This is a genomic window from Planotetraspora thailandica (genome assembly GCF_016863335.1).
In the GTDB taxonomy this organism is placed as follows: Bacteria; Actinomycetota; Actinomycetes; order Streptosporangiales; family Streptosporangiaceae; genus Planotetraspora; species Planotetraspora thailandica.
On sequence record NZ_BOOR01000004.1, the window covers coordinates 309,948 to 324,721 of the forward strand.

The window sequence follows — 14,774 nt, forward strand, 5'->3', positions numbered from 1 at the left end:
CCGGCCTTTGGCCAAGCCGTCTGAGCCTGGTGATTTGGCAGAGCCGCACGCGCGATGTCGCCGAGGTCAGTGGTGTGGCCGGCGTAGCCCTGCTATGAGGAGTTCGACCATGCGGCGTGCGTCGTAGCGGGGATCGCTGTCCGCGCCGATGCAGAGGTTACCGACGCCGCGCATGAGCTCGTACGCGTCGATGTCGGGGCGGATCTCGCCTGCGACGGCTGCGGCTTCGAGCAGTTCGGTGCAGACGGGTACGAGGCGGTCGAGGAAGTAGGCATGCAGCGCCTCAAAGCCGGCGTTGTCGGCCTGCAGCACGGCGGCGAGTCCGTGTTTGGTGACCAGGAAATCCACGAAGAGGTTGATCCACTGCCCTAGTGCGGCGTGCGGAGAAGGGCTGGTCGCCAGCAGGGCTGACCCGGCATCGGCGCAGGCGTCGACCTGGTGCCGGTAGACGGCGATGATGAGGTCCGCCCGCGTCGGAAAGTGGCGGTAGATCGTGCCCAGCCCGACGCCGGCCCTGGCCGCGATGTCGCGTACCGGCGCGTCCACGCCCGACGTGACGAAGACCGCGGCGGCCGCATCGAGCAGGGTCTGCTGGTTGCGCCGGGCGTCCTTCCGTCTGGCCGGGGCCGCCTGTCCTGCGCCCTCGCCGCTGTCGTTCACCGCGCCGCTCCTTTCACTAACCGCCTTGCAAAATCGGAACCGTGTTCCGTATAGTTCCGGAACGAGGTTCCGCTTTGCTCATGATGCCAGAGCAGGGGCCCCGCAACCAAGCCATGCAGTGCACCACGTTTCACGACAATGAGGAGACACGGCCATGCAGTACCGCACCTTGGGCCGCACCGGTGTGCAGGTCAGCACCCTCGCGCTCGGCGCGATGAATTTCGGAAAGATCGGGCGCACCACCCGGGACGAGGTCACCGCCATCGTCGACGCCGCCCTGGAGGCGGGGGTCAACCTGATCGACACTGCCGACGCGTACAGCGGCGGCGAGTCGGAGGAGATGGTCGGCAAGGCCATCGCGGGCCGCCGCGACGACCTCGTGCTGGCCACGAAGGCGACCTTGCCGATGGGCGACAAGCACAACCGCCAGGGCAGCTCGCGCCGCTGGCTGGTCACCGCACTGGAGGACAGCCTGCGTCGGCTCGGCGTCGACCACGTCGACCTCTACCAGATCCACCGGTGGGATCCGAACACCAGCGACGAGGAGACCCTGTCGGCGTTGACCGACCTGCAGCGCGCGGGAAAGATCCGCTACTTCGGCTCCTCGACCTTTCCGGCCTACCGAATCGTGCAAGCCCAGTGGGCCGCCCGCGAGCATCACTTGAGCCGTTACGTCACCGAACAGCCCAGCTACTCGATCCTCCAGCGCGGCATCGAGATCCACGTCCTGCCCGTGACCGAGCAGTACGGGCTCGGAGTGATGGTGTGGAGCCCGCTGGCCTCAGGGTGGCTGTCGGGCGCGATTCGCGAGGGCAGGGAGATCACCACCAGCCGCTCAACGTTCATGCCGCAACGCTTCGACACCACCATCCCCTCCAACCGGGCCAGGCTCGATGCCGTCGAGCAACTGGCCAAGGTCGCCGATGAGGCCGGCCTGACAATGATCCAGCTCGCACTCGGCTTCGTGACCGCGCACCCCGGCGTGACCAGCGCGCTCATCGGCCCCCGCACGCTGGACCACCTGCACTCGCAGCTCGCCGCCGCAGACACCACGCTCTCCGCTGACGTACTCGACGCGATCGACGCCATCGTCTCCCCCGGCACCGACCTCGCCGCACATGAGAAGAACGACGCCCCGCCCGCGCTGCTGGACCCGTCACTGCGGCGCCGCTGATCGTCCCAGCCACAGCCTCCACATCCTCTTGTGCCTGTACTCCCGAAGCTGTGCGGACGAGTGGCGATCGAACGGGCGCGGAAGTCCAGCATGTTCCCGGCCGGGGTGGCTGTTTCACAGGCGAGGGCCTATGAAACAGCGACGATGTCGGCTTGCTGTGTTGAGCGACTCGGGGCGCTCGTGCCAGGGCTCACTCGCCTGCGGAGCGGCTGACCGGTCAGGACGTGGGGCCGGACTGCGCGGCAGGACCATGGATGATCTGTTCCAGACAATCGCGGAACAGATCGTCGACGGTGCGGCCGGGCCGGAAGTACTCGGCCACACCGGCCATCACGGTGGGGTACGCCGTGGCGTACGCGGCCATGTCGAAGCCGTCCAGGGCGTCCGCGTCGGGGCGGCCGGCCTGTTCCTCCAGGACGTAGCCGACGGTGAAACGCAACACCGTCAACACGATCAGGCGAGCCTGCTGCAAGGGAATCCCCCGCCCGACCAGTGTGCTCATCGCCAGTTCGGAGATGGCGGCCATCTTGAGGGACAGTTGGGAGGCCGCGATGATCCGCGCTCCGTCCGGGTGGGCCAGCAACGCGCGGCGCAGCCGCCCGGCCAGGCCGATCAGCCAGTCCTGCCAGCGCTCCTCCGGCGCGGGCGACGCCAGCTCGGGGAACTGCTGCTCAAGAATCGCTTCGGCGATCGCGGTGACCAGCGCCGCCTTGTTCGGGATGTGCCAGTAAAGGGTCGGCGACTGTACGCCGAGCCGGGCGGCCAGTTTGCGCGTGGTCACGCCGTCGAGACCCTCGGCGTCCAGTAGCGCGACGGCCTCGGTGACGATCCGCTGCTTGTCCAGAGCCAATTCCGGCACCTCCCTTCCGCACTCTATCAGTGATAGAGTACTCTATCGGTGATAGAGGCTTATGCACCAGGGGAGGCAACGATGAGACACCGGCACTCGCTCCACGACCTGCTGCACTGGGCGACCCATCGCATTCCGGGGATTCCCGCGCACACCGAGCGGCCGACCGGCCACCAGGGCCAGGCCCGCCACGGCCATGGGTGGCGGCACTCGCTCACGCACCACCGTTCGCACCACCACGGGTTCAACCACTCTCCGGCCCGTCCGCCTCGCGTCCTGGCGGCGTGGCAGACGCGGATCGCCCGCTTGTTCGGTCAAGAGCTGGGATGAAGGCAGCCGTGCTCCACGAGGTCGGCGGCATCCCACGCTATGAGGACTTCCCCGATCCGGTGGCCGGCCACGGCGAGGTGATCATCGACGTCAAGGCGGTCGCCGTCGAGAACGTCGACAAGGCGATCGCGGCCGGCACGCACTACGCCAGCGAGAAGTACATCGGCCAGCTTCCGGCGATCCCTGCCTTCGACGGCATCGGCGCCCTCCCAGACGGCACGCTCGTCGGGTTCGGCAACATCCGCCTGCCCTACGGCGCGCTCGCCCAGAAGGCCGTGGTGCCCCAAGGCTCCTACGTGCCGATCCCCGACGGCATCGACCCGGCCGTGGTGACCGTGATGGCCTCGGCCATCACCGCAATGTCGATGAAAGCGGCCGCGGGGTTCGTTCCCGGGGAGACGGTGCTGGTGCAGGGCGCCACCGGGGTGGCCGGGCGGCTCGCGGTCAAGGTGGCCCGGCTGCTGGGCGCCGGCCGGATCGTCGCCACCGGCCGCGACGACGACCAGTTGCGCGAGGTACAGGCCATCGGGGCCGACACGGTGATCAACACCGCGGTCTCCGACGAGGCTCTGGCGCAGGCGTACCTCGACGCCAGGGGGGACGGCTACGACGTCGTCGTGGACTACCTGTGGGGCAGGCCCAGCGAGATCCTGCTGCGCGCGCTGGTGCCGCGGTCGTTCGCGTTCGGCAAGCCGACCCGGGTGGTCCAGATCGGCGAGTCGGCCGGCACTGAGCTCGCCCTCGCCGGGTCGAGCCTGCGCACTTCCGGCGTGGAGATCTACGGCGCGGCCAAGGGGCTCGACCCGCAGACCATGGACGAGGTGTACCAGCAGATCGTGACGTGGACGCGGTCCGGCGAGCTCACCTTCGACGTGGAGAAGGTCCCGCTGAGCGACATCGAGACCGCCTGGCAGCGAACCGACCTTAAAGGCAGGCGACTCGTCGTGATGCCATGACCGGCCCGCGCCCACGGTACACCAGCGATGATCACCGGTCAGCGTTCCGTCGCCGTCCTCACCCACGACGTCGGCGGAACCGTCTCGAGCGGCGGTGCCTAGCCCCAGCGGCCGCAGGCCCCGCTCCGGGGCCCACGAGGCGATCACATAGCGGCCCCAGGCAGCTGAGATGGGGCGTGACCCAGCAGAGACAGCCGGGCCACGTCCTCGTCCCTTCACCAGCACGCCCTGGGCGCGCACCGCTGCCCGAAGCCCGTCTGGGCAGCGGGCTGCGGGCGTCAGTCCCAGCTCGCGCAGTTGCGCGGGCCGCAGCGGCCGCCAGTCGCTGGTGTCGAGCTTGGCCAGTTCCGCCTCGACGTCGACATTGATGACGCCGAAGAAGTTGATGCTGTCGCTGTGGCCGGGCGAGATGTGCGAAAGGATCTCATCCGGCACGTCCCGGCCCTGGGAGCGCAGCTCCGGCACCGCGCGAGAATAATATTCCGTCGTCCACGGGATCACGAAGTTGGCCAGCCGGGTCAGGCACCACGCCTGCTCGGTCTGCTGCTCCAGGTGCGGCCGGGTGATCGTGCCCTGCTGCGCGTAGTGCAGGTCGCGCCGCAGCGCGTGCAGGCTCTCGCCCTTGTTGAGTTGCCGCGAGATCTTCCTTCTGAAGGCCGGGTCCGACAGGTATTTCGCGAGGTGCACGGTCTTGCGCCGCATGCCCCATTCCTTCAGCGCGGCGGCCAGGGTGTTCTGCCGGGAGGCGGCCGACCACTTGCCGACGATCAGCAAGGCGGTGGCCTGGCCGTACATCAGCGACCCGGCCATCCGCAGCAGGTCCGCCCCGCCGTCGTACGCCGCGGCGGTCGAGCGGTGCCTCACAGGCGCGGGCATCGTGAAGTCCTTCGCACGGATCTGCCGCATCTCGCCCGGTGATTTCCCGGCTTGTTTTGAGTGAAGATCATTTTTGCTCAGACCCAGCGCCTTTACAATGTAGATCAGCAAGGTGGCATCGAGCCGAACGCGGCGCGAGACGGGCGTGCCTGTCTCGCACCGCTCCTCAACAGTCCACCGCCGGCCCGGGTCCACGTGGATGGCACGGGGGCGGCTGGTCCACCTGCGGTCAGGCGAGGTGATCAACACAGTGCGGTCAGATCTCACACTCCGCCCGCTCGACATGGAAGCCGTCGTAAACGGACTGCGCACAACGCACCCATGGATCGCCGCCACCGCCTGCGGCTCCGATGACGGCTGGCCGGACTCCCCTGGGGCTTCTCCGCATGCCGCTGCATTGCAGGCGCGACGGGTGAGCTGTCATGGTGCGGCGACTCGCCTGGCGATGGGCGGTCCGTGGAACACGCCTGCGTGTGTGCGTGATGACGATCTGCGGCGTACCAGCGAGGAGCCCAAACTAGGCGCGGTGCAAGAAAATTAAGATCAACATCTTGAAAGTTAATTATGCGGGAGGTATATCTTTAGATATGACAGAGCAGGCGATGGACTGGCAGGAACTCACGAACCTGACCCGGGGCCAGCCGTTCGTCGTCGAGCGGGTGCGCCTTACCGGCAGCGGCATCGCGATCGAGGGCGAGTTCGAGCTACCGCAACTGGCTCAGCTCAACGTCGAGGATCAGGTCTTCGTCACGGCGTTCGTGCGGTGCCACGGTTCCATCAAGGAGATGGAGCGAATCTTCGGGGTGAGCTACCCGACGATCAAATCGCGGCTGAACCGGATCACGCAGATGCTCGACTTCGTCGAGACCGATCCGGCGCCGTCGCGGGCCGACATCATCGATCGGTTGCGCCGCGGTGAGATCACCGCACAGCAGGCATTGTCCGAATTGGAGGGTCGGACATGATGCCGCAGTTGGTGACCGTACGGGTCAAACGCCCGGACCGACGCCCCATCCGGATCTGGGTCCCGGTACTCCCCGTAGTGCTCGTGCTCTCGCCGGTCGTGGTCCTGGCCGTACTGGGGGGAGCCGTGGCCTGCCTCGTGTACTCCGTCAGCGTGGTGCAGGCACTCGGCACCGGTTGGCGCATCGTCTCCGCGTTGCCCGGCACGTGGCTCGACGTCGAGCAGGGCCGTACGGCTGTGCTCGTAACCATCCGATAGGAGAGGTTCCGATGAACGAACAGCGCAAGGACATCCTCGACATGCTGGCCGAGGGCAAGATCACCGCAGAGGAGGCGGAGCAGCTCATCGCCGCGCTCGAGCGGGACCAGCCGCCGGCGGCGTCGAGTCTCGACGTCCGGCCGAAGGGCAAGGCGAAGTACCTGCGGGTGATGGTGGACGCCCTTGAGAACGACGAGCCGACGCGGGTCAACGTGCGGGTGCCGCTGCAGCTCCTGCGGGCCGGCGTACGGCTGGCGGCCCTGATCCCGCCGCAGGCGCTCGGTAAGGCCAACGCCGAACTGAGCAAGTCGGGCGTGCCGTTCGACCTGACCCAGCTCAAGCCCGAACAGCTCGAGGCGCTCGTGGAGCACCTCGACGAGATGACCGTGGAGGTCGACGCGCCCGATGCCAAAGTGCGTGTCTTCTGCGAGTAGGCGCCGTCCAGGTGGACGGACCCCCGAGAGGGTGCTGGAACACCCTCCCGAGGCCGCGCCCGCTACAGCAGAGCACGGTTGAACTGCCAACCCGAAGCCTAGCCGCTCGTCGGCGCATACCGGAGGGGTCACTCGGACGAGTGGCCCCTCCTTCCATTCAAGCGGGAGGGCGGTGGACTACGAGTCCCGGAGCAGAGCCGGACACTTCTCGGCGACGATGCAGGCCAGTTCGACCCTCGAGGCGATGTCGAGCTTGGCGAAGATCCGGCGAAGATGGGTGGACACCGTGTGCGGAGACAGGAACATCCGCGCGGCCGCCTGACGGTTGGTCATTCCACGGGCGATCAGCCCGGCCACTGCGCGTTCCGTATCAGTGAGGCTGTCCCATCCGAACGCCGGCCGCTGCGGTTGGACCCAGTGGCGGCGCCGTACTCCCAATGCGCGCAGTCTCGCCCGCACCCGTGCCGCGTCCCGGAGCGCACCGACGCGCTGGTAGCCGTCGAGCGCCTGATCGAGTCTGTCGACGGCCTGCTTGCGGGCCGAGGCGCCGGTCGTGGCGGCCAGGAGAACTCCGAGGTCTTCGGCCGCAGAGGCGCGCTCCCACGGTTGGGGATGGTTGGCGGCGGCGCAGTCCAGAGCGGCGGGGTCCTGGCGGAGAAGCCCTCGGGCGTGGGCGGCCGCTGCGGCGAAGACGGGGTAGTCAGGGTTGTTCCCGGCGAGGTGTTCGGCCGTGTCGACGATGGTCTCCGCGTAGGGGCGGTGTCCCGTGGCCAGCGCCAGCCGGGTCATCCAGGCGGCCCCGAGGGGCACGGTGATGAGCGTCCAGCGTTGTTTCTCCTTGTCGGTGTAGGTAGGGCGGAGAATGTCCATCGCCCCTTCGAGATCACCTCGGGCCTCGGCGACCACGGCCTCCACCCACCTTTCCCACGCCGATCCGAAGAGCATTCCGGGCGCGCCAGGCTGGGACAGATATCTCTCGATATGCCCGACTGCGGCGTCGATGTGGCCCTGTCGTACGTCGATGTAGGCGAGTATCGACAGCCCGACGCGGATGAAGCCCTGAGTCCCCATGTCGTCGGCGATCATCATTGCGGCCTGAGCCTCGGCCACGGCATCGTCGAATCGGCCGACGGCCAATTTCACACGGGCGCGGAACAACGCCGGTTGTGCGGCGAGCACGGTCACCCCGAGGGTCTTGATGTCCTCCTGGGCGGTCTGAATCGCCATATCGGCCGCGTCGAACTGACACAGGCACCGGTAGTTGAGGCTCAACAGCAGTCGCGCATACGGACGCTGGATGGCTTCAACGGTGCCGCTGTTCGCGATCCGCAGGGCTTCGTTCAGGTGCGCGAACGAGTCGGCGACCCGCCCGTCGACCATGGCGAAGCGGGAGAGCATCAGCAGGGCCCCGGCGACGGCGGCGTCGGAATGCCGGTCACGGTCGGCGAGGACGGCTTCTGCTCGCCGCTGCCCATTCGTCAGGTCGTTCAGCGAGATGAGCCCCCAGAACACCGTCCATTCGGCGACGCCGCGAAGGTCGTCTGAGAGGTCCTGCTCGCTGAGCAGGCTTTCGGCCTCACCTACCGCATCCGCCGGTCGTCCGCTCAGGAGCAGGATGTACGCCAGTGCGCATCGCAGGCGATGCGCCAGCCTCGGGGACGCCCTGCTGAGCGCGGGGCGGACAAGGTCGGCCGCCTCGGACAGCCGCCCCATCGCCGTCAGGGCGTCGACCGCCGTGGCGGCACGACCGACCCAGTCAGGGTCGGCGGGGTCGGTCAGCTCGAGCGCCCGCTTGGCGAGATCGGCGGCGGTCTGGGGTGAGGACCGCAGCACCTCCCGCGCCGCCTGGTCCAGTCCGAGCAGTGCCCACGCGTCACCGCGACTGGCACTGCGAATGAGGTGCGCAGCGGCAGGAACAGCCGACCCGCCTCGTTTGAGCAGCATCTCCCCCGCCTCATGGTGCAAGGCCCGTCGCACGGCGGTGGGCAGAGTCCCCGTCACCGCCTCCCACAGGAGGTCGTGCCGGAAGGCCAGCTCGTACCCGGCGGATTTGATGATGCCCGCCGACGTCGCCTCCTCCAGCATGGGCAGCAGATCGCCCGTCGATTCGCCGAGCATTTCGGCCAGATCCTTCACCGAGAACGATCGGCCCAGCACTCCGGCGACCTGGAGCAGATGCCTGGTCGGTGCGGACAATTCGTCCAGGCGCGCTCGCGTGACCGCCTGAGCCCGTGGCAATCGCGTCGAAACCATTCGCGCACGGCCATCGCTGACCTGGATTCCGCCCTCGCTCTTGAGCTTCTCGAGGAGGTCGACGAGGAGGAAGGGATTGGCATCCGCTATTTCGGCCAACGCCAGCACATCCGGCTCGGGTGCCGCCCCGAGGACATCGGCCACCACCTCGGCCACCGCTCCCCCGTCCAGAGGGTCCAGCCTGATCCGCGTCGCGCCCTCACGCTCCAGCAGACGGAACAGGCGGTCGAGGCGGGGAGCGTCGCCGCTGCCGCTCGTACGTGCCAGCATCCACGCGAGCGGGGACGAGGCGAGGTCTCTCGTCAGTGACCGCACGGCCAGCAGAGTCATGGGGTCGGCCCACTGCACGTCGTCCAGCGTGATCAGCATCGGTCCCTGAGCCACCCGGCGTTCCAGGGGCTCCTGCAGGTCCTCCAGCAGCAGCAACCGCTGATCGGCCGGACCCGGAATATCCCTGGCCGTGGAGAGGGCGAAGCCGGCTTCCCCCAGCGCCGACGTCAGCGGAGCCAGCGGTATCAGCTGGGTCAGCTCGTCCGCCACGCCCCTGGCGACCTCGAGCCCCGCCTCCGTGGCCGCCGCTGCGGCCATGTCGAGCAGCCGGGTCTTTCCGACTCCTGGCTGGCCCTCGACCAGCAGGACTCCGCCTCGGCCGGCTCGAGCCGCCCGGAGCAGATCGGCGACGAGCTCCCACTCACGCGTACGGCCACGCCAGCCAGGCCACGATGACCGCCTAGAATCGGGCCCATCTGCCGTTTCCGGGGCATAGCGGGATGTATCCCCCATATATCCATGAGACACCAGGCGTAAGCGACCCCACAACACAGGGTCAGGCCGGTGATTACCCCGAAGAAAGTTTCGAAAGTCGCATGAACATGCGATACGGCGGCCTTCTCCGCGATTCATGCTCTATCCGTTCACCCATCTCTTCTTTGTGGGGTGACACGGAAGGATCCCCCCTCGGCTGACGGCCGCTCCCGGCCTGCGATGAGCCTGACATCCCTCGAATTTCTCTTTCGAAAGGAGGGCGATGGTGGACCTGTCCAGCGACTGGCTGATACTCGTGTGGCCTCTGGTCACGCTGCTCACGTGGATGGCGATCGCCGAATTCCTCGCGCGCCTCCTTTCCGGCAGATCATCGACGGCCAGGCAGGACGACCTGGCGGCGCGGGAGATGTCGGCATTCAGACAGTTCGCTCGCGGAGAGATCGACGAGGACGAATACCGGCGCCGGGCCACTGAGGGCCCCGCGGAATCCGGCCGGTCGCAGCACCGGGCCTCAGTGATCAGCTTCCCCGGGCGGGTCCGCGCCGTACCGGAAAAACCCCCCGGCCCTGCCGGAGCATCGCCGCCTGGCGGGGCCGGGGCCCGAGGTACGGCTCCTAGGGAGCCGACGAAGCGGAGACGGCACGGGCCGCACTCGGTTCGCGGACAGATCACCTTGCTTGCCACCGTTGTGACCGCCCTCACCCTCTTCGCCGCAGGAGTGGGGACTTATCTGGTGGCCCAGGCCGGCGTCACCCGGTGGCGGGGCGATCTCGGACGGGCCGCCGTCGCCGCCACTGGGACCGAACCGGGCACGACTCACGTACGGTTGCCACCACCTCCCCACGACGTCGGCCGAGCCGCGCTCGCGGCGCCCGGCCGCCATATCCCCGTCGTGCCGCTCGCCGGTCATGGCCGGACGGGCGTGGCAGCGGTCCGGCCGCCCTGGGACAACCACGGGTCGGACATTCGAACCCGCGAGTCACGCGCAGGAGATCTGCCGCGATACGCAGCGGGTCCCGCAGCCGCATTCGGAGTGGTCGCCGGGGCGCGCCTACCGTTCCGGGGGCCCTCCTGGCCCGGCTCCCTCGATCTGATCATGACCTTCGGGATCGCCGAGCTGATCGCCTTGGCGGGGTGGGCCACCTGGAAGGTGACCGGAAGGCTGCTGCACCCCGTGGAGGCCGTCCGCGCCGAACTCGCGTTGATCGACTTCACCGACCTGCCCGCTCGCGTCTCCGAACCGCGAAACGCGCTGGAGATCACTCGTTTGTGCCAGACGATCAACAACGCTCTGGGACGCCTTCACACGGCCAAGGAAGAACTCAAGGAGACCGCCTTCCGCCAGCGGCAGTTCGCCTCCGACGTGTCCCATGAACTGCGCAACCCCATCGCAGGACTGCGGGCACACCTGGAAGAGGCGCAACAGGATCCCGGCCACGCCCTGTTGCCCGATCTGCTCGGAACGACGCTCGACCAGGTGGAGCGGCTCCAAGAGATCACCGATGACCTCCTGTGCCTGGCTCGCGTGCGCGGCTGCACACCCGCAGAACGCCGGCGATTCGATCTCGCGGCGCTCGTCCAGGACGAGATTGCCCACCGGGCGGATCGGCTTCCGGTCCGGCTCCACCTGAGTCACGGCGCCACCGTCGTCGCCGTGCCGTCCCAGATCAGCCGGTTGCTCGCCAACCTGCTGGACAACGCCCAGAGGCACTCCACGCATCTCGTGTGCGTCGAGGTGCACGCCACCCATGACACCGTCGAACTCGCGGTCGGCGACGACGGGCCCGGGATACCCGTCGCCGACCGGGAGCGGGTGTTTCAGCGTTTCACCCGGCTGGAGGACGCCCGCCGGCTCGACCACAACGGCACGGGGCTTGGCCTGGCCATCGCCCGTGACATCGCCCACGCGCACAGCGGGACCCTCAACGTCGAGGAGAGCGCCACTGGCGGGGCGTGTTTCATTCTCCGGCTGCCCCGAGTCCCGCCACGTGGAATGGGGCCGGCATGAGACTTGAGCAGTGCTCGATAAGGGGCCGCATCGCGTTGTTCACTGGCGTGGCGGTGGGTGCGCTGTGCATCGTGTTCTCCACCCTCCTGCTGTTCGCCTTCGACAGAACGGCCACACAGAACCTCACCAAAGAGGTGACGGCCGTGGGCGAGCTGACCGCGTACTACGTCGACCGGGGAGAGCTCGTCAATCCGCTTCCCCCCATACCGACGAACCTGATCCGCCCCGTCCAGGTGGTCGATCCGCACGGACAGGTGGTCGCCGCCACCAAGGATCTGCAGCACAAGCCCGCCATGGCGCATTTCGTACCCAAGAGTCCGCAACGCGTGGCCAGCGCCGTCGTCTGCCATTCCGTCTTCACATCCGGCGGATGCCACATCGTCGTCGCGCAGCGCGTGTATCGCGACGGGGACTGGACGATCTACAGTGCCGCGCCTGCGCTCCCGTTCTACGTCTATCCGGGCGTGACGACCATCTTGATCACGGGAACGATCATCTTCACGATCGCCGTGGCCTACGGAGCGCGGCACACCGTCACCAGATCGCTCAGACCCGTCGATGCGATTCGAGCCCAACTCGACCACATCCGGAGCAACAACCTGGGCAACCGGGTTCCGGTCCCCGTAGCCGAAGACGAGATCTTCCGGCTGGCCCGGAGCGTCAACCAGACCCTGGACCGACTGGAGGACGTACTGGAACAGCAGCGGCGGTTCTGCTCCGACGCCTCCCACGAACTGCGCACGCCGATCACCGCCATCCGTGCTCAGGTGGAGGACGCCCTCCTGGCGCCGGAGGACGTCGACCTGACCAAGCTGTGCAACGCCGTGCTCCCGAGTGTCGAGCGACTCCAGTCGATCGCGTCCGACCTGCTGATGCTCACTCGACTGGACGCCGGTGTGCCGTATGAGCGACAGGTGATCGACCTGACCGAACTCGTCGCCAAGGAGCTGAAGAACCACCAGCTCGGCAGGAAGGTCGTCCAGTGCCTGACCCCGGACGTCATGGTGCTGGGTGACCGGTCACGGCTGGGCCAACTGGTCCGCAACCTGGTCCAGAACGCGCAGCGATACGCGTCTTCCACGGTCACGGTCACCCTTCGGCGTGGCGACGGCGCCACGCTCGCCGACCCGAGATTTCTGCGGGGTGTCGCGGAACTCGAGGTCCTCGACGACGGCATCGGAATCGCCGCAGACCAGCGGGAAACGGTGTTCCAGCGGTTCACCCGGCTGGACACCGCGCGCAGCAGGGATACCGGAGGCATCGGGCTCGGCCTGCCCATCGCCCGGCAGATCGCCGAGAGTCACGGCGGCACGCTGACCATCCAGGACAGTGAGCGGGGCGCTCGCTTCGTCGTCCGCCTTCCTTTGCATATTTAGGCCGTCGCGGCGGCAAGGTTCGCGTCAGGTCACCGTTCGCAGTGGGCCTTGAGACCGCGCGCCTCGGTGTCGATGTATCGCCGCGTGAGCCTGTCGGTGAGCAACCGGACCATGCCGGCCAGGGGACCGGAGTGGTCGATGCTCAGGGTGAGGGTCGTTCCGCCGCCGGGGCTCGGAGACAGAACGTGCCCTCCGACCGTGACCACGCCGGCCGAGCGGCGAGCCCAGCTGAAGGACCTCTCCGGATCGTGTTCGGTGATCTCCCATTCGGCGGTTCCCAGACGCGGCTGGGTCAGGCGTGCGCGCCGACCGGTCCGCGTCGGTCCCGCGTCGAGCCACGCAGCCGCGGTCACGGTGCCGGTCCAGTCGGGCCAGCGCTCGATGTCGAGCAGGGCCGCCCAGATCGTGGAAGCCGGAGCCGCGATGGTGGTTGACGTACGCATTTGGACCTCCAGGAGAGCATTTGGCGTACCGAACGGTACATGTACCATCTGGAACATGGCTACAAGGGCTGCCATATCGGCCTCCGCGAAGGACGCGCTGCTCGAGCGCTGCGTCGAGCACCTGCAGAAAGTCGGGTTCAGCGACCTGAGCATGCGCGAGCTCGCCGCCGCGATCGGCACGAGCCACCGCATGCTGCACTACCACTTCGGATCGCGCGACGGTTTGCTGGTCGAGATCGTCAGCTTTGTGGAGGCACGTCAACGGGCCGCCCTCGAGACGCTCGAAGCCGAGACGGGCGATCTCGCCGAACTGTCCCGCGCCTTCTGGAAACGCATCAGCGACCCCACGCTCGCACCCGTCGAGCGGCTGTTCTTCGAGATCTACGCCCACGCCCTCAACGGGCGCCCCTGGACGGCCACGTTCCGCGAGTCGGTCGTCACCACATGGACCGAGGCGATCGCCCAGATCCTCATCCGGCACGGCGTCTCCCCCGGTGAGGCCGCCCGCAGGGCCCGCCTTTCCCTCGCCGTCGGCCGCGGGCTGCTTCTGGATCTTCTCGCCACGGGCGACCGCGCCGCCGTCGACGCCGCGGCCGAACTGTTCACCGAGTTGATCGTCGCGGAAGAGGGCGAGCGGCGCGACTGACCCCACGAGGAGGTCCGTACGGCGTTGCGGCGCAGCGAGACCGCCTCGACCACGGAACCGGCGGTCCGGACGGCGAAGCCGAGGCGGTGCCGATCCGCCCCGACGGATATGTCTGCTGGGCCGGGCCCCGCCGACGAGGACGCGCTCCGCGCCGCCGTCACCCGATGGTGCGGCCCTACGGACCGGGAGGCCGCTCCCCCGGCCTGTTCATGACGGCCGCCCGCCGAACTGCCAGTCGTGCACCTCGATGTCGGCGTACCGGTCCGGAGTCAAGATGGCGCGTGCCGCGTCCGGGTCCGCCGCCCGGACCAGCGCCGCCGTACCCAGCCAGGTGGCGCCGTCGTCGGACAGCAGCGGCCCGTACGCGATCAGGTCGTCCCCGTTGGCCGGCACGGCGAGGTCGGCGGCCTGTCCCGAACCGAGGCCGAGCACCAGATACCGGTTGCCGCCGGTCCGGCCGCCGGAGAAGTCCCACATGGTGCGCCCCAACGTGTTGCGCCACCGGCGTAGCAGCACGTCCCGGTATACGCCGGCCTGGTAGTTGGGCTCGTCGAAGGCGAACGCGCGGGCGGTGGCAGGATCGGGCAGGTCGAGGATGTGCACGCTGCCGGTGGCCGTGTCGCCGTCGGCGGCCAAGGTCGGGCCGCGGGCGATCATCTCCGTCGCGAACCGGTCCATGTAGGACCAGTGTTCTTCCAGCAATTCGTCGCGCAATGCCGACGAGCCGGGCCGGTCGCGGTGGTAGTTGAAGAACTCCATGGCCCCATTGTCTCGATCATGC

Annotated in this window: 15 protein-coding genes and 1 pseudogene; 10 read left to right on the top strand and 6 right to left on the bottom strand. The window is 68.2% G+C overall.

Annotated elements, in window-relative coordinates; genetic code table 11:
- Positions 1-66: 66 nt before the first annotated feature.
- Entirely contained in the window at positions 67-660 is a 594-nt protein-coding gene (locus tag Pth03_RS02370) for a TetR/AcrR family transcriptional regulator (protein WP_203942388.1), read from the bottom strand.
- Between the two features lie 154 nt (positions 661-814).
- On the opposite strand from Pth03_RS02370, the gene Pth03_RS02375 reads away from it, so the two are divergent.
- Positions 815-1,834, top strand: coding sequence for an aldo/keto reductase (locus tag Pth03_RS02375; protein ID WP_203942389.1), 1,020 nt, complete (start codon positions 815-817; stop codon positions 1,832-1,834).
- A 217-nt stretch (positions 1,835-2,051) separates the two neighbouring features.
- Here the strand turns inward: Pth03_RS02375 and Pth03_RS02380 are convergent, their stop codons facing one another.
- A complete protein-coding gene (locus Pth03_RS02380; RefSeq protein ID WP_203942390.1) occupies positions 2,052-2,684 on the bottom strand; it encodes a TetR/AcrR family transcriptional regulator C-terminal domain-containing protein in 633 nt (210 codons plus the stop codon).
- A gap of 81 nt (positions 2,685-2,765) precedes the next feature.
- Here Pth03_RS02380 and Pth03_RS02385 point away from each other — a divergent pair, with 81 nt between their 5' ends.
- Positions 2,766-3,014 (top strand): hypothetical protein, encoded by a 249-nt coding sequence (locus tag Pth03_RS02385; protein ID WP_203942391.1) that lies wholly within the window; start codon positions 2,766-2,768, stop codon positions 3,012-3,014.
- Positions 3,011-3,970: a quinone oxidoreductase family protein gene (locus tag Pth03_RS02390; RefSeq protein WP_203942392.1), complete on the top strand. Its 960-nt coding sequence runs from the start codon at positions 3,011-3,013 to the stop codon at positions 3,968-3,970. Before Pth03_RS02385 ends, Pth03_RS02390 begins: the two co-directional genes overlap by 4 nt.
- Before the next feature lie 432 nt (positions 3,971-4,402).
- Here the strand turns inward: Pth03_RS02390 and Pth03_RS42415 are convergent.
- Positions 4,403-4,780: pseudogene (locus Pth03_RS42415) on the bottom strand (Tn3 family transposase); the annotation flags it as partial.
- Between Pth03_RS42415 and Pth03_RS41235 the strand changes: the two are divergent.
- From Pth03_RS41235 to Pth03_RS02410, 4 genes are all read left to right on the top strand, one after another.
- A complete protein-coding gene (locus Pth03_RS41235; RefSeq protein ID WP_239118700.1) occupies positions 4,671-4,910 on the top strand; it encodes a hypothetical protein in 240 nt (79 codons plus the stop codon). The pseudogene Pth03_RS42415 and the gene Pth03_RS41235 sit on opposite strands and share 110 nt — an antisense overlap.
- Positions 4,911-5,433: 523 nt before the next feature.
- Positions 5,434-5,811, top strand: coding sequence for a DUF2089 domain-containing protein (locus Pth03_RS02400; RefSeq protein ID WP_203942393.1), 378 nt, complete (start codon positions 5,434-5,436; stop codon positions 5,809-5,811).
- A complete protein-coding gene (locus tag Pth03_RS02405; protein ID WP_203942394.1) occupies positions 5,808-6,068 on the top strand; it encodes a hypothetical protein in 261 nt (86 codons plus the stop codon). Before Pth03_RS02400 ends, Pth03_RS02405 begins: the two co-directional genes overlap by 4 nt.
- A gap of 11 nt (positions 6,069-6,079) precedes the next feature.
- Positions 6,080-6,502, top strand: a complete 423-nt coding sequence (locus tag Pth03_RS02410) for an SHOCT-like domain-containing protein (protein WP_203942395.1) — start codon at positions 6,080-6,082, stop codon at positions 6,500-6,502.
- Positions 6,503-6,679: 177 nt separating this feature from the next.
- On the opposite strand, the gene Pth03_RS02415 is transcribed toward Pth03_RS02410, so the two are convergent.
- On the bottom strand, positions 6,680-9,658 hold the full coding sequence (locus Pth03_RS02415) for a helix-turn-helix transcriptional regulator (protein ID WP_308442329.1): 2,979 nt from the start codon (positions 9,656-9,658) through the stop codon (positions 6,680-6,682).
- A gap of 124 nt (positions 9,659-9,782) precedes the next feature.
- Between Pth03_RS02415 and Pth03_RS02420 the strand changes: the two genes are divergently transcribed.
- Entirely contained in the window at positions 9,783-11,528 is a 1,746-nt protein-coding gene (locus Pth03_RS02420; protein ID WP_203942397.1) for a sensor histidine kinase, read from the top strand.
- Entirely contained in the window at positions 11,525-12,904 is a 1,380-nt protein-coding gene (locus Pth03_RS02425; protein ID WP_203942398.1) for a sensor histidine kinase, read from the top strand. The genes Pth03_RS02420 and Pth03_RS02425 overlap by 4 nt, the downstream gene beginning before the upstream one ends.
- Positions 12,905-12,933: 29 nt before the next feature.
- On the opposite strand, the gene Pth03_RS02430 is transcribed toward Pth03_RS02425, so the two are convergent.
- The gene (locus tag Pth03_RS02430) at positions 12,934-13,347 is read right to left on the bottom strand and encodes an SRPBCC family protein (protein WP_203942399.1); all 414 of its coding nucleotides are present in this window, start codon (positions 13,345-13,347) and stop codon (positions 12,934-12,936) included.
- 55 nt (positions 13,348-13,402) lie between these two features.
- Between Pth03_RS02430 and Pth03_RS02435 the strand changes: the two genes are divergently transcribed.
- Positions 13,403-13,993, top strand: a complete 591-nt coding sequence (locus tag Pth03_RS02435) for a TetR family transcriptional regulator (RefSeq protein WP_203942400.1) — start codon at positions 13,403-13,405, stop codon at positions 13,991-13,993.
- Between the two features lie 207 nt (positions 13,994-14,200).
- Here the strand turns inward: Pth03_RS02435 and Pth03_RS02440 are convergent, their stop codons facing one another.
- A complete protein-coding gene (locus Pth03_RS02440) occupies positions 14,201-14,752 on the bottom strand; it encodes a YciI family protein (protein ID WP_203942401.1) in 552 nt (183 codons plus the stop codon).
- Between the last annotated feature and the right edge of the window lie 22 nt (positions 14,753-14,774).